A 13,687-nucleotide genomic window follows, 5' to 3' on the forward strand; every position below is an offset into this window, starting at 1 on the left:
ATTCGCTGTTTTTCTCCGGGACAGAACGTCGCGCCGATGTTATTCCATTCCTCACTTCGCAAGGAACTCGCCAGGAGTTTCGGCGCCTCGCTGGTCGTGCTGGTCACCATCGTGATGACCATGACGCTGATCCGCACCCTGAGCCAGGCCAGCCGCGGCGCCGTCAACCCCAAGGAGGTGATGATGGTGATGGGCTACACCGTGCTGGGCTACCTGCCGCCGATCCTGACGCTCAGCCTGTTCATCGCCATCGTGGGCACGCTCACGCGCATGTACCGCGACAGCGAGATGGTGATCTGGTTTGCCGCCGGCCGCGGGCTGTCCGCCTTCCTCAAGCCGCTGCTGCGCTTCGCCTGGCCGGTGCTGCTGGTGATCGCGCTGCTGGCGCTGGTGGTGTGGCCCTGGTCCAACCAGCAGACCCAGGACATGAAGGACCGCTACGGCCGCCGCGGCGACCTGGAGCGGGTCGCCCCAGGCCAGTTCCAGGAATCGGCCAGCGGCAACCGCGTGTTCTTCCTGGACAAGGACACCCCGGACAACAAGTCGGGCCGCAACATCTTCATCTCCACCAGCGAGAAGGGCCGCGAGACCGTGACGTCGGCGCGCAGCGGCAGCATCGTGGCCCGCGGCGAGGACCAGTTCCTGCAGTTGAACAACGGCCAGCGGCTGGAGAGCTCGCTGACCGCGCCGGGCCTGAAGATCAGCGAGTTCCAGGAATTCGGCAGCCGGGTCGGCCGCAGCGAGCTGGCACCGGCCGACGCGGTTCCGGCCAAGGCGCTGTCGACCTGGGCCCTGGTGACGGACCCCAGCCAGCCCAATCGCGGCGAGCTGGCCTGGCGCCTGGGGCTGGCGCTGGCGGCGCTGAACTTCGTGGTGATCGCGGTGGCGGTGTCCAGCGTCAATCCGCGGGCCGGCCGCAGCGGCAACCTGGTGTTCGCCCTGTTCGCCTTCGTCGTCTATTACAACCTGCTGAACCTGGGGCAGAACTGGATCGCGGGCGGCCGCGCCAGCTTCATCGGCTTCATGCTGGGCCTGCATGGCGGCGCCCTGCTGCTGGGCCTGTTCTGGCTGGCGAAACAGCACAACGGCTGGAGCCTGCGGCTGCGCCGCCGACGCCGGCTGCCGCCAGCCACGGGCCGCGCATGAAGACGATCCGGCGCCTGATCTACCGGGAAGTGGTCGCTTCGGTCGTGTTCGTCGCGATCGGCTTCCTGGCCCTGTTCTTCTTTTTCGACTTCGTCGACGAATTGCCCAACGTCGGCCGCGGCCCGGCCGGTGCGGTCTACAAGATGAGCCAGGCACTGGGCTACGTGACGCTGCAGATCCCCAGCCACCTGTACGAACTGCTGCCGATCGCGGTGCTGATCGGCACCATCTTCGTGATGGCGCGGCTGGCGCAGAGCTCCGAATACACCATCCTGCGCACCAGCGGGCTGGGGCCGTTCCGCGCCCTGCGCACCCTGCTCGGGCTGGGCCTGATCTTCACCGTGCTCACCTTCGCCTGCGGCGACTACCTGGCGCCGGCCGCCGACCGCGCCGGCCAGCTGCTCAAGGCCCGGTTCGAAGGCCGCATCAGCGTCGGCCAGACCGGCGCCTGGCTCAAGGAGAAACAGGCCTTCCACACCTACAACGTCAACGTCGGCGCGCTGTCGCCCGAAGGCGAGATGCAGGGCGTGCGGATCTTCGAAGCCGATGCGCGCGGCTTCATGGTCTCCAAGACCCAGGCGCGGCAGGCGCGCTTTGCCGACGACGGCTCGTGGACGCTGCTGGACGTGGAGCGCAGCGAGTTCAGCACCCAGGGCCCGCAGGCCAAGGTGGAGCGGATCAAGGTGCCTTCGCTGCGCTGGCCCACCGGGATCAGCCCGGAGATGGTGTCGGTGGCCCTGCTCAAGCCGGAGCGAATGAGCACCATCGACCTGTTCCAGTACATCCAGCACCTGGAAGCCAACGGCCAGACCTCGCAGCGCTACGAGATCGAGTTCTGGCGCAAGGTGTTCTATCCGCTCAGCTGCACCGTGATGGTGGTGCTGGCGCTGCCGTTCGCCTACCTGCATTTCCGCAGCGGCGGGATCACCAGCTACGTGTTCGGGGGCGTGCTGATCGGCATCAGCTTCTTTCTGCTGAACAACGTGTTCGGCTACATCGGCAACCTGCAGGACTGGTGGCCCTGGCTGACGGCGGCCTCGCCCGGCTTGATCTACAGCCTGATGTCGCTGGCGGCATTCGGCTGGCTGGTGCTGAGGCGTTAGCGATGGACAAGGCCATCATCCTGTTCGGCCACGGCTCGCGCGACCCCTTGTGGCGGCTGCCGATGGACGCAGTGGCGCAGCGCATCCGCTCGCAGCATCCTGGAATGCCGGTGCGCTGCGCCTTCCTGGAACTGGAGCAGCCCGGACTGGCCGATGCCGCCGCCGACCTGGCCGCGCAGGGCGCGCTTCAGGTCACCGTGGTGCCGATGTTCCTGGGCACCGGCCGCCATGCGCGCGAGGACCTGCCCGGACTGGTCGAGGAAGTGCGCAGCACCCACCCCGGCGTCGACTTCAGGCTGCAACAGGCGGTCGGAGAAGATCCGCGGGTGCTGGACCTGCTGGCAAGGATCGCGGTCACCTAGCCGGGCCCGCCAGCGGCGGCTCAGTGCAGCCTGGCTTCGGCCGCCTCAGGCGGTCGCCGGGTGTCTGCCGGTGCGCGCGCGGGGGCCAGCCGCTGCCGCAGCCAGCGGCGCGCCGGCGTCTCGATGGCGATATGCAGCCCGATCGACAGGGCGATCACCAGACCGAGAAACACCAGGTACAGGGCCAGCTCGTAAGGCACGCCCCGGACGGTTCCATGATGCATCGGCGCCGCCGGCAGGTGGACCAGATAGAACGCATACGATGATTCGCCCAGCAGCACCAGCGCCGGCGAGCTCAGGAAGCGGCTGAGCGCGGAGCCCCGGTTGATCGCCAGGCCCAGGATCATCAGCATCGCCGGAACGGCATAGGCCAGGTCCCAGCTGAACGCCGAATGGAAGTTCTTCCTGGCCGCCAGCAGCAGCAGGATCAGGACCGCCGCCAGGTAAGTCACCATCGACCAGCGCCGCAGGCCCTGCGCATCGGTGCGCGCGTAGCGCAGGAAGAAGGTGGCGCCCAGGATCCCGAGCAGGAAGTCGCCCAGCCGGAAAGCCGGAACGCGGTACAGCCAGCGATGGGGGGATGCCGGGTGCTCCAGGGGCAGGTCGGCCAGGCCGGCCGACGTGAAATAGACCGCCGCGTACAACATGGCCGCGACCACCACCACGGCGGCGACCTGCAGGCGGCGCAGCGAGGACAGCACCTTCAGCCACGCCAGGACCGGCACCAGCAGCGGAAACGCCAGATAGAGGAACGCCTCCACGCCGATGCTCCAGGCCGCGGCATTGACGCCGAACGCGACCTTCGAATCTGCGCTCCAGGGCTGCAGGGCGAACAGATGCGTCCACGGCAGCGACGTCATTCCTTGCGCCAGGTAGCCGAACACGATGAAACAGACGTACAGCGGATACACGCGGGCCAGCCTGGCCACCAGGTAGTCGCGCACCAGCCCGGCGCTCATGCGCGACTCGAAGCGGTCGAGATAGTTGTAGCCGATGACGAAGCCGGACAGGACGAAGAACAACGTCACGCCGGCATACCCCGAGCGGGTGGCACGCAAGGCCGTCCCGCTGAGACCGGGGATGTCGTAGTGCGACACGAAGACCAGCATCGCTGCCAGGAACCGGAAGCCTGTCAGCGGGTCGATGTTGTCCCGCGCAGTCTGAGACGCTTGCACGCTGTCCCCCCGTTTCGATCTGCCCCGACGCAGGAGGTCACAACCCCTCGCCGATCTTTCTATAGACGAATACTACATAATTATCCTGTCCCTTAGTACCAATCAAGATGAACCTCCACCAATTCAGATTCGTCCAGGAAGCGGCCCGCCGCAACCTGAATCTCACGGAGGCGGCCAAGGCCCTGCACACCTCGCAGCCGGGCGTGTCCAAGGCCATCATCGAGCTGGAAGAGGAACTGGGCGTGGAGATCTTCGCGCGCCACGGCAAGCGACTCAAGCGCATCACCGAGCCCGGCCAGCACGTGCTGGCCAGCATCGAGCTGATCATGCGCGAGGTCGGCAACCTCAAGCGGATCGGCGAGCAGTTCAGCGCGCAGGACAGCGGCACGCTGTCCATCGCCACCACCCACACCCAGGCCCGCTACGTGCTGCCGGTGCCGGTCGCCAGGCTGCGCGAGGCCTACCCGAAGGTCAACGTCAGCCTGCACCAGGGTTCGCCCGACCAGGTGGCGCGGATGGTGATGGACGAGATCGCCGAGATCGGCATCGCCACCGAATCGCTGTCGGACTACAAGGACCTGGTCACCCTGCCCTGCTACGAATGGCAGCACGTGCTGGTGCTGCCGCTGGCGCACCCGCTGGCGAAGAAGGAACGGATCTCGCTGGAAGACCTGGCGGCCGAGCCGATCATCACCTACCACCCGTCCTTTACCGGCCGCACCCGGATCGACGCCGCCTTCGCCCAGAGGAAGCTGACGCCGCGGATCGCGCTGGAAGCGATCGACTCGGACGTGATCAAGACCTACGTTCGGCTGGGGCTGGGCATCGGCATCGTCGCGGAGATGGCGGTGCGCGAGGACGGCAGCAACGCCGACCTGGCGACCCGTCCGCTGGGTCACCTGTTCGGGCAGAACGTGGCCCGCGTCGCCTTCAAGCGCAGCGCCTACCTGCGCAACTTCGTCTACAAGTTCGCCGAGCTGCTGTCCGACCGGCTGGACCGCAACCTGATCGCCAAGGCCATGACCGGCCACGTCAACGACTATGAGCTCTAACCTCCAACCCCGCACGCCAGCGCTGCAATCCAAGTTCCCCGCGATGGGGACCAACATCTTCACCATCATGTCGGCGCTGGCCGCCGAGAAGGACGCCGTCAACCTCGGCCAGGGCTTCCCGGACTTCGCCTGCGACCCGAAGCTGGTGCAGGCCGTCACCGACGCGATGACGCGCGGCCTGAACCAGTACCCGCCGATGACCGGCGTCGCGCCGCTGCGCGAGGCGATCTCGGCCAAGGTGGAGGCGATCTACGGGCGCCGCTACGACCCGGTCGCCGAAATCACCGTCACGGCCGGCGCCACCCAGGCGATCCTCACCGCGATCCTGTCGGTGGTGCGCCCCGGGGACGAAGTGGTGGTGCTGGAACCCTGCTACGACAGCTACGTGCCCAACATCGAGCTGGCCGGCGGCGTCGCGGTGCGGGTGCCGCTGACGCCGGGCAGCTTCCGGCCGGACTTCGACAAGATCGGCGCGGCGCTCGGCCCGAAGACCCGCGCGATCGTCATCAACTCGCCGCACAACCCCAGCGGCACGGTCTGGAGCGAGGCCGACATGCTCCGGCTGCAGGAGCTGGTGGCGCCGACAGAGACATTGCTGATCAGCGACGAGGTGTACGAGCACATGGTGTTCGACGGCGCGCAGCACCAGAGCGCGGCCCGCTTTCCCGGGCTGGCGGCGCGGGCCTTCATCGTTTCCAGCTTCGGCAAGACCTACCACGTCACCGGCTGGAAGGTCGGCTACGTGGCGGCGCCGGCCCCGCTCACCGCCGAATTCCGCAAGGTCCACCAGTTCAACGTGTTCACCGTCAACACGCCGGTGCAGTACGGCCTGGCGGCGTACATGGCCGATCCCAAGCCCTATCTCGAGCTGCCTGCCTTCTACCAGCGCAAGCGCGATCTGTTCCGCCAGGGACTGCAGCGCACCCGCTTCAAGGTGCTGCCCAGCGAGGGCACCTACTTCCAGTGCGTTGACATCTCGCAGGTGTCGCAGCTGGGCGAGGCGGACTTCTGCCAGTGGCTGACGCGGGAGATCGGCGTCGCCGCGATTCCGCTGTCGGCCTTCTACGGCAATGGCTTCGACCAGCGGGTGGTGCGCTTCTGCTTCGCCAAGAAGGACGTGACGCTCAACCTGGCGCTGGACCGGCTGGCCAGGCTCTGAGCCCGCTTCAGCACTGGACCGGGTTGCGGCAGTACTTCTCCAGCTCGCGCACCACGGCCTGGCCGGTGACGACGTCGCGGGCCCTGGGCCCGACATCCAGGCTCAGCTTGGCGTCGTACTTGCTGAAGAACTCGTCGAACAGCTCGCCGCCCAGCGTCGCCCACGCCGCCAGCGTGTCGGCCCGCGGGTCGTAATCGAGCAGCACCGCGCACAGCGGCTGCGGCGCCGGCCCGCTCAGCACCTCCGCGCCCTTGGCCGGGTCGTACTGGCTGTTCTCGGCGCAGCAGTGGATCAGCCGGTCCTGCACCCCGCGCCGGGCGCGGGTCCTGCGGAAGCTGATGAAGCTGACGTCGCGGGTCGGGTAGACCAGCTTGTGGGCGCAGATGGCGCTGAAGGCGACCACGCTGCGGCCACGGCCCACACCGCCGGGCCAGCCGTAGGTCTGGTTGTTGCGAAGGCTCATCACCTGCGGCGGCGCCGCCTTGCCCAGGTCCAGGAGGAACACCGGCGTGGCGACGTACGGATACTGGAAGACGTAGTTGACCAGCGGCTGCAGCTTCGCCACCCGCAACGGGTCGCCCAGCTCGTCGACCAGCAGCACGCGCGAGTAGGGCTTGGGCCGGGCGTCCGCCGCGAACACCGGCCACGGGGCGCCGGCCGAGGCGCACGCGGCGCCGGCGGTGCAAGTCTCGATGAAGCCGCGACGGTCCATGGACGCCTCCCGGAAGTGCTTCTAAGCTAACGCCGACCCGCGGCCCTGTCAAAGGGGCCGCCACCGGGCAGCCGCGGCGCGAAGGCCGACAGCGGCTCGGGATACCCACTGACGATGAGCTGGCGCGGCCTCCGGCTTGCCCGCCCAGGGAAGAGCCAGAAACTGGCCCCACACAAAACGGAGAAAACCATGTCCTTGTCCCTCATCCTTCTGATCGTCCTCGTGTTGCTGCTGGTCGGCGCCCTGCCCACCTGGGGCCACAGCCGCAAGTGGGGCTACGGACCGAGCGGCGGTCTAGGCCTGATCGTGGTGATCCTGCTGGTGCTGCTGCTGATGGGACGCATCTAGCCCACTGCCGGGCACATCCCGTCACCGCGCGATACGCCGGCGATACCGCGGCGACATGCCGGGTTTACTCGCCCGGCGTTGAATGAAAGAAGTTTTTTCATCCAGGAGCGCCCCATGAAACTGCTTGCAGTGCTATTGGCGGCAGCCGGCTTGTCCGGCTGCGTCGCCTATCCGTACGGCGGCCCCGGCTACTACGGCCAGGGCTACTACGGCAACCGCGGCTATTACCAGGCCGCCCCTTACGTGGTCGAACCGCCTGCGGTCTATATCGAAGGCGGTCGAAGCTACCGGCGCGGTTACGACGGCAGGCGCGACCATGACCGCGACGGCGACGGGGTGCGCGATCGATACGATCGCCGGCCCGACGACGCCCGTCGCTATTGAGGACAAGGGGCAATCCGGGCACAGGCGCTGCGCCTTGTCCTACAGACCCCGGTCCGTTTACCACCTAACGTGCATCAAGCCAATCTCCGGCGATCACCCCCCCAACCCGGACTGCGCATGGGCACCCCCTCCCCTAACGACGATCAGCCAAGCGAAGATGCCGCCCCGCAGGAGGCCCCGGCGCGCGAACGGCCCCAAGCTGCAGCGCGAGCGCAATCCGCCGGCCAGGCTGGCCCGGATCACGGTTCGAGCGGCGAAGGCTCCGGCAGCGCCATGGCCAGGCTGATCAGCCAGGAGCAGGCCCGCGTGGTGCCGGCCGCCGAGGCTCCGGACGACGAGTCCTGAATCAGCGGCGCCTCAGCGCGCCTGCCGCAGGAACCGGCGGACGTTGTCCGGGTCCGAACCGACGCACTCCACTGCACGGCGCAACTCCTGCTCGTCGCAGTGCAGCCAGTGGGTCCAGTTGCGACGCTCCCACTCGTGTTCCAGGCTCACGCAATCCCAGCTGTCGCGCTTTCCCTTGTCTTCGGACATGAGGTGATCCTCCTTGGTGAGGATCCAGCGTAGGCCCGTGCGCGCGTGCGTCACGCCGGCGGATGCGACTGCCGCGAGTCGGAAGATCGGGCGGCGCCCTGTAGGAAGAGCCGCAGCGCCCGGCAGGCGGATCAGCCGGCGTGGGCCAGTCCGACCTTGTTGTTGAACTGGTGGCAGGCGGCTTCGAAGCTGCGGATCTCGAACAGCGCGTCGCGCAGGCTCATCTCGCCGGCGTCCATCAGCTTGCCGGCCAGGTGCTCGGTCAGCGGCTTCAGGCGTGCCAGCAGCGTGCGGGTTTCGCCGTACAGGCGCTCGCTTTGCTGCTCCATCAACATCCGCGTCTCGTCGTCCAGGCTGCGGCCGCCGTGGTTGTCGAGCGCACCGTAGTTCAGGCGGGTCTTGCGGTACATGCCCATCTCGGCCACTGCGTGATGCAGCAGCTTGGTGACGCGGGTGATGTCGTTGTGGGCGCCGTTGGTGGTGCCCTCCTCGCCGAAGAACAGCTCCTCGTTGGCCATGCCGCCCAGCAGCACGCGCACGTCGTGCTCGATGTCGGCCTTGGTCTTGAGCAGGTTGTTGCCCTGCTTGTGGAACACGAAGCCCAGCGCGTTGTTGCGCGGGTTGGCCTTGAGCGAGATCTTGATGGTCTTCATCTCGGCCTGGATCGCCTCCCAGTTGCCCTGCGCCAGCTCGCGCTCGCGCATGAAGTCCACCAGGAAGTGGCCCCACTCGTGGACGGCGATCACGCGGCGGTCGCGCTCGCGCTCCTTGGTCGTGCGTTCGGTGACGTTGCCCACCAGCACCCGCTCGGCCGCCTGCATCAGGGTGCCTTCGCCGATGTTGTCGCCGGCTTGCACCGCGATGATGCCGGCCTGGTTGACGATGGTCTCCAGGTCGGCCGGGCTGCGGCCTTCCGTGATCTCCACCAGGTGGCGCAGGTCCATCCCGGCGTCCAGCTTGTCGGCGCGCTGCGCCAGGTAGTGGCCGATGATCGCCTCGCGCTCCTCGCGGTTGGGCAGGCGGAAGTCCACCTTCATCTGGAAGCGGCGCAGCATGGCCTCGTCCATCGGCTGCGTCTCCTGGTTGAAGTTGCTGGCGACGATCCAGATGATCTCGGCGTCGGCCTTGGTGCGCACGCCGTCCAGCACGGCCAGCAGCATGTTCTGGGTGTCGTCGTCGAACTTGCGGTTGCCGCCGCGCTTCATGAACAGGTCCTGCGCCTCGTCCAGGAAGATGATGCAGCGCCGGCGGCGCTTGGCCATCGCCAGGATCCGGCTGAGGGTCTGCGAGCCGCCGCCGACGTAACCGGTTTCCAGGTTGGCGGCCGAATGGAACAGGATCGGCAGCTGCAGTTCCTTGGCCAGGTAGCTGGCCAGCTTGGTCTTGCCGGTGCCGGCCGGGCCGCTGAACATGACGTTGAACGCCTTGTTGACGCCGTAGTCGGCGTAGGCCTGGCGGCGCAGGTACTGGTCCTTGATCTGCGCCACTTCGCCCTTGATGTCGTCCATGCCGACCAGCTCGCCGATGTCGCCGTGCACCTGGGACGGCTCCACGAACCTGAGCGCCTTGAACTGGCCGCGCAGCTGGAACCACAGGAACGCCAGCAGGCCCAGGGTCATCGCAGCGGAAATCATGCCGCTGACGCCGGCCTTCCAGGCATCCTTCTCGCTTTGCGGACGCGCGCCGGAGAAGCGCTGCTCGAGGCGGGCGAACACCTCCAGGCTGTCGGCGTCCAGTTCGGACTTGGGCACGAAGCTCAACCGGCCGCCCCAGGGCGCGGTCACGGCCTTGTCGGTGAAGATCTTGGTCTCGATGTCGGATGGGTAGTAGGCGTACTGCTTGCCCTTGGACTCGATCAGGATGTAGCGCTCTGAGATGTTCCAGGACAGCGGGGTGTAGATCACGGTGATGCGGTCGGCGCCGTTCTCCTCCAGGAAGCTCAGGACCGAGCCGGTGCCGAAGACGACCGGCAGCTTCTTGTTGTACGTCCACACGCCGTCGCCGTTGGCCGAGACCATCGCCTTGACCTGCTGGGCGACCTGCTCCTGGTGCTGCAGCACCGACCACGAATAGCCGGCCGTCGCTGGGATCAGGATGGCGATGGCAACGACCATCAGCTTGACGCCGACGGACTGGATGGTGAACCAGTCCTGCAGGCGGGCCGCAGCCTTCTTGAGCGCACGCCAGGGCGACGAAGGCGACTCCGACGGGTCGCGTGCCTCCTGCTGGCCGGCGGGGTTCGATGAGAGTTCCGACATGATTCACTTCCCGGGTGCGGCGCACCCGAACAAAACAACTTCCTCTGTCAGAGCCATCCTACAGACAGCGACCTGGAGGGCAACAGCGTAGGGTTATCGTTCAATTGGTTACGGCAGCCGGCGTGACAAATTCACGGGCTGCAAGTGACAAGCCGTTGCGAAGCGGCCAAGCCTGCGGGGCGGCTCATTCCTACAACCGTTGCGGAAGCATTCCGACGTGCAGCCCCAGACCCGTGTCGATACTCGACGTGTCCTCCGGAGGTGTCCATGAAACCCGTATCGTCCGTCTGCCTGGCGCTGGTGCTGCTCGCCACCGGCGCCGCTGCGTCGGCCCAGAATTTCAGCTGCGGCGGTGTCGGCGTGGATGAGCAGCAGCGCATCAAGGCCGAGGCCGGCAGCCACGACCTGATGCTGACCTTCGCCACCAGCACCGGCGCCTACATGGCCGACGTCGCGGTGCGGATCCAGGACCGGCGCGGCACCAGCGTGCTGGAAGCGACCTGCGACGCCCCGATCATGCTGGTGGACCTGCCCGGGCCCGGCAGTTACCGCGTCACGGCGACCGCGGACGGCGCCAGCCGGCAGAGCACCGTCACCGTGGCCCATGGCAAGAGGCCCGCCAGAGCGACCTTCATCTGGCCGGCCAGCGGCAACTGAACGCCCGATCAATCAACAAAGACAGGGACATCCCCATGGAGCAGATCCTCGGGCCGGTGCACGGCTTCTACGTTGCCAGTTACGCCTGGCCCTCGATGGACGGCAAGCGCTTCACCAGCTACGCCAAGATCTGCCGGCACAAGCCTTCCGACTACTGGGGCGCCGACTGCCTGTTCAAGCTGTTCGGCGGCGAACACCATGCAACTGTGCCGGCGGCGCTGGCCACCGCCAACCTGGCCGCGCTCGGACAGATCGACGACCTGCCCTCGCTGGAGTGCTCGACCTTCGGGCTGGAGCTGCCGCACCCGGTGGCGCAGCCGGCCTGAGGCCCGCTACTTCGCGCCCAGGCCCATCGCCCGGGTAATCACTTCCTTCATGATCTCGTTGGTGCCGCCGTAGATGCGCTGCACCCGCGCGTCGGCATAGGCCCGCGTGATCGGGTACTCCCACATGTAGCCGTAGCCGCCGTGCAGCTGCACGCACTCGTCCATCACCTTGCATTGGAGGTCCGAGGTCCAGTACTTGGCCATGCTGGCGGTCGCCGTGTCCAGCTTGCCCTGGCCGACCAGCTCGCAGCATTTGTCGACGAACACGCGCGCGACCTGCACCTCGGTCTGCATCTCGGCCAGCTTGTAGCGCGTGTTCTGGTACGCCGCCACCGGCTGGCCGAACACCTTGCGCTCCTTGACGTATTCCACCGTCCAGTCGATGGCGGCCTGCGCCGCCGCCACGGCGCTGACGGCGATCTGCAGCCGCTCCCACGGCAGCTGTTCCATCAGGCAGACGAAGCCCCGGTTCTCGAAGCCCGGACCGCCCAGCAGGTTATCCCCCGGCACCACGCAGTTGTCGAAGAACAGCTCCGACGTGTCCTGCGCCTTCAGGCCGAGCTTCTTGAGCCGCTTGCCGGTGGCGAAGCCCTGCATCCCGCGTTCGACGAGCAGGAGGCTGGTGCCTTTTGCGCCGGCAGCAGGGTTTGTCTTGGCGACCACGATCACCAGGTCGGCGTGCCAGCCGTTGGTGATGAAGGTCTTGCTGCCATTGAGCAGGTAGCTGCCGTCGGCCTGCCGGATGGCGGTGCTCCTGATGCCCTGCAGGTCGCTGCCGGCGGCCGGCTCGCTCATCGCGATGGCGCCGACCATCTCGCCGCTGGCCAGCTTGGGCAGGTAGCGCTGTTTCTGTTCCTCGGTGCCGTAGTGCAGGATGTACGGCGCGACGATCTCGCTGTGCAGGCCGAAGCCGACGCCGGAAAAGCCGCCGCGCGCCAGCTCCTCCATCTGCGCCACCGAGTACAGCTTGTCGCCGCCGGCGCCGCCGTATTGCTCGGGCATCGTCATGCACAGGAAACCGTTGGCGCCGGCCTTGCGCCACAGCTCGCGGTCCACGTAGCCCTGCTCCTCCCAGGCCTCGTGGTGCGGCGCGATCTCGCGCTCCATGAAGCGGCGGAAGCTGTCGCGGAACGCCTCGTGGTCGGGGCTGTAAAGGGTGCGTTCGATCATGCGGAGTCTCCTGCTGCGGCCCGATTTTCACAGAGCGGGCGCTTGGTGAAATGAATATACTTTAGCCGCATCCACCAGGAGACTCCATGAGCGAAGCATTCGTCTACGACGCGATCCGCACCCCGCGCGGCAAGGGCAAGAAGGACGGCAGCCTGCACGAGGTCAAGCCGGTCAACCTGCTGGCCGGCGTGCTCACCGAGCTGCAGCGCCGCAACGACTTCGACACCGGCCAGGTCGACGACGTGGTGATGGGCGTGGTCTCGCCGGTCGGCGAGCAGGGTTCGGTGATCGCCAAGGTGGCGGCCCTGAAGGCCGGCTGGGACTTCCGCTGCTCGGGCGTGCAGCTCAATCGCTTCTGCGCCTCCGGGCTGGAGGCGGTGAACATGGCGGCGCAGAAGGTGCGCTCCGGCTGGGAAGACCTGGTGGTGGCCGGCGGCGTGGAGAGCATGAGCCGGGTGCCGATCGGCTCGGACGGCGGCGCCTGGGCCCAGGATCCGGAAACCAATTCGGCCACCGCCTTCGTGCCGCAGGGCATTGGCGCCGACCTGATCGCCACGCTGGAGGGCTTCCGCCGCGAGGACGTGGACGCCTTCGCGATGGAGTCGCAGCAGCGCGCCGCCCGCGCGCGCGACGCCGGCTATTTCGCCGGCTCGGTGGTGCCGGTCAAGGACTTCCTGGACCAGACCATCCTGGCGCAGGACGAGTTCATCAAGCCGCGCACCACGATGGAGGGCCTGGCGGCGCTGCGGCCCGCCTTCGAGCAGCTCGGCGCGATGGGCTTCGACGCCGTGGCGATCGGCCGCTATCCGCAGGTCGAGCGCATCGACCACGTGCACCATGCCGGCAATTCGTCGGGCATCGTGGACGGCGCGGCGGCCATCCTGATCGGCAGCGAGCAGGCCGGCAAGACGCACGGCTTCAAGCCGCGCGCCCGTATCGTGGCCGCCGCCCTGTCGGGCGCGGACCCCACCATCATGCTGACCGGGCCGATGCCGGCGGCGCGCAAGGCGCTGGCCAAGGCCGGCCTCACCATCGACCAGATCGACCTGTTCGAGGTCAACGAGGCCTTCGCGGCGGTGCCGATGCGCTTCATGAAGGAGATGGGCGTGCCGCACGACAAGGTCAACGTCAACGGCGGCGCGATCGCGATGGGCCATCCGCTGGGCGCCACCGGCGCCATGATCCTCAATACGCTGATCGACGAACTGCACCGGCGCAAGCTGCGCTACGGCATGGCGACGCTGTGCGTGGGCGGCGGCATGGGCATCGCCACCATCGTGGAACGAATGTAAGGAGGAAAA

At 67.4% G+C, this 13,687-nt stretch carries 16 protein-coding genes; 11 read left to right on the forward strand and 5 right to left on the reverse strand.

What is annotated here, in order from left to right; genetic code table 11:
* Positions 1-36: 36 nt before the first annotated feature.
* The 3 genes from lptF to ACFPOE_RS20705 are packed head-to-tail and all read left to right on the forward strand — an operon-like array spanning position 37 to position 2,611.
* The gene (lptF, locus tag ACFPOE_RS20695) at positions 37-1,146 is read left to right on the forward strand and encodes an LPS export ABC transporter permease LptF (protein ID WP_376852220.1); all 1,110 of its coding nucleotides are present in this window, start codon (positions 37-39) and stop codon (positions 1,144-1,146) included.
* Positions 1,143-2,249 (forward strand): LPS export ABC transporter permease LptG, encoded by a 1,107-nt coding sequence (gene lptG, locus ACFPOE_RS20700; protein WP_376852221.1) that lies wholly within the window; start codon positions 1,143-1,145, stop codon positions 2,247-2,249. The genes lptF and lptG overlap by 4 nt, the downstream gene beginning before the upstream one ends.
* Positions 2,250-2,251: 2 nt before the next feature.
* Positions 2,252-2,611, forward strand: coding sequence for a sirohydrochlorin chelatase (locus ACFPOE_RS20705; protein WP_376852222.1), 360 nt, complete (start codon positions 2,252-2,254; stop codon positions 2,609-2,611).
* A 20-nt stretch (positions 2,612-2,631) separates the two neighbouring features.
* Here ACFPOE_RS20705 and ACFPOE_RS20710 read toward each other — a convergent pair whose 3' ends face one another.
* Complete coding sequence (locus ACFPOE_RS20710) at positions 2,632-3,786, reverse strand: acyltransferase family protein (protein WP_376852223.1); 1,155 nt, start codon at positions 3,784-3,786, stop codon at positions 2,632-2,634.
* Between the two features lie 107 nt (positions 3,787-3,893).
* Here ACFPOE_RS20710 and ACFPOE_RS20715 point away from each other — a divergent pair, with 107 nt between their 5' ends.
* Both ACFPOE_RS20715 and ACFPOE_RS20720 read left to right on the forward strand, forming a co-directional pair.
* Entirely contained in the window at positions 3,894-4,838 is a 945-nt protein-coding gene (locus ACFPOE_RS20715) for a CysB family HTH-type transcriptional regulator (protein WP_376852224.1), read from the forward strand.
* Positions 4,828-5,997 (forward strand): pyridoxal phosphate-dependent aminotransferase, encoded by a 1,170-nt coding sequence (locus ACFPOE_RS20720; protein ID WP_376852225.1) that lies wholly within the window; start codon positions 4,828-4,830, stop codon positions 5,995-5,997. Before ACFPOE_RS20715 ends, ACFPOE_RS20720 begins: the two co-directional genes overlap by 11 nt.
* Before the next feature lie 7 nt (positions 5,998-6,004).
* Here ACFPOE_RS20720 and ACFPOE_RS20725 read toward each other — a convergent pair whose 3' ends face one another.
* Positions 6,005-6,709: a twin-arginine translocation signal domain-containing protein gene (locus ACFPOE_RS20725; protein WP_376852226.1), complete on the reverse strand. Its 705-nt coding sequence runs from the start codon at positions 6,707-6,709 to the stop codon at positions 6,005-6,007.
* A gap of 189 nt (positions 6,710-6,898) precedes the next feature.
* Between ACFPOE_RS20725 and ACFPOE_RS20730 the strand changes: the two genes are divergently transcribed.
* From ACFPOE_RS20730 to ACFPOE_RS20740, 3 genes are all read left to right on the forward strand, one after another.
* The gene (locus ACFPOE_RS20730) at positions 6,899-7,057 is read left to right on the forward strand and encodes a DUF3309 family protein (RefSeq protein ID WP_376852227.1); all 159 of its coding nucleotides are present in this window, start codon (positions 6,899-6,901) and stop codon (positions 7,055-7,057) included.
* 114 nt (positions 7,058-7,171) lie between these two features.
* Positions 7,172-7,441, forward strand: coding sequence for a hypothetical protein (locus tag ACFPOE_RS20735; RefSeq protein WP_376852228.1), 270 nt, complete (start codon positions 7,172-7,174; stop codon positions 7,439-7,441).
* 117 nt (positions 7,442-7,558) lie between these two features.
* Positions 7,559-7,786, forward strand: coding sequence for a hypothetical protein (locus ACFPOE_RS20740; RefSeq protein WP_376852229.1), 228 nt, complete (start codon positions 7,559-7,561; stop codon positions 7,784-7,786).
* 12 nt (positions 7,787-7,798) lie between these two features.
* On the opposite strand, the gene ACFPOE_RS20745 is transcribed toward ACFPOE_RS20740, so the two are convergent.
* Together ACFPOE_RS20745 and ACFPOE_RS20750 are read right to left on the reverse strand one after the other, a co-directional pair.
* Positions 7,799-7,975 carry a DUF3606 domain-containing protein gene (locus tag ACFPOE_RS20745; protein WP_376852230.1) on the reverse strand — a complete coding sequence of 59 codons (177 nt, stop codon included), beginning with the start codon at positions 7,973-7,975 and terminating at the stop codon, positions 7,799-7,801.
* Between the two features lie 131 nt (positions 7,976-8,106).
* Entirely contained in the window at positions 8,107-10,233 is a 2,127-nt protein-coding gene (locus ACFPOE_RS20750) for an AAA family ATPase (protein ID WP_376852231.1), read from the reverse strand.
* Positions 10,234-10,500: 267 nt separating this feature from the next.
* On the opposite strand from ACFPOE_RS20750, the gene ACFPOE_RS20755 reads away from it, so the two are divergent.
* Both ACFPOE_RS20755 and ACFPOE_RS20760 read left to right on the forward strand, forming a co-directional pair.
* Positions 10,501-10,890 carry a peptidase associated/transthyretin-like domain-containing protein gene (locus tag ACFPOE_RS20755; protein ID WP_376852232.1) on the forward strand — a complete coding sequence of 130 codons (390 nt, stop codon included), beginning with the start codon at positions 10,501-10,503 and terminating at the stop codon, positions 10,888-10,890.
* A gap of 35 nt (positions 10,891-10,925) precedes the next feature.
* Positions 10,926-11,216 (forward strand): hypothetical protein, encoded by a 291-nt coding sequence (locus ACFPOE_RS20760; RefSeq protein ID WP_376852233.1) that lies wholly within the window; start codon positions 10,926-10,928, stop codon positions 11,214-11,216.
* Positions 11,217-11,222: 6 nt separating this feature from the next.
* Here the strand turns inward: ACFPOE_RS20760 and ACFPOE_RS20765 are convergent, their stop codons facing one another.
* Positions 11,223-12,386, reverse strand: coding sequence for an acyl-CoA dehydrogenase family protein (locus tag ACFPOE_RS20765; protein ID WP_376852234.1), 1,164 nt, complete (start codon positions 12,384-12,386; stop codon positions 11,223-11,225).
* 86 nt (positions 12,387-12,472) lie between these two features.
* On the opposite strand from ACFPOE_RS20765, the gene ACFPOE_RS20770 reads away from it, so the two are divergent.
* A complete protein-coding gene (locus ACFPOE_RS20770; RefSeq protein ID WP_376852235.1) occupies positions 12,473-13,678 on the forward strand; it encodes an acetyl-CoA C-acetyltransferase in 1,206 nt (401 codons plus the stop codon).
* Positions 13,679-13,687: the final 9 nt, after the last annotated feature.

Origin of the sequence: Caenimonas terrae, from assembly GCF_042655405.1 — a bacterium.
GTDB classification, from domain to species: Bacteria; Pseudomonadota; Gammaproteobacteria; order Burkholderiales; family Burkholderiaceae_C; genus Ramlibacter; species Ramlibacter terrae_A.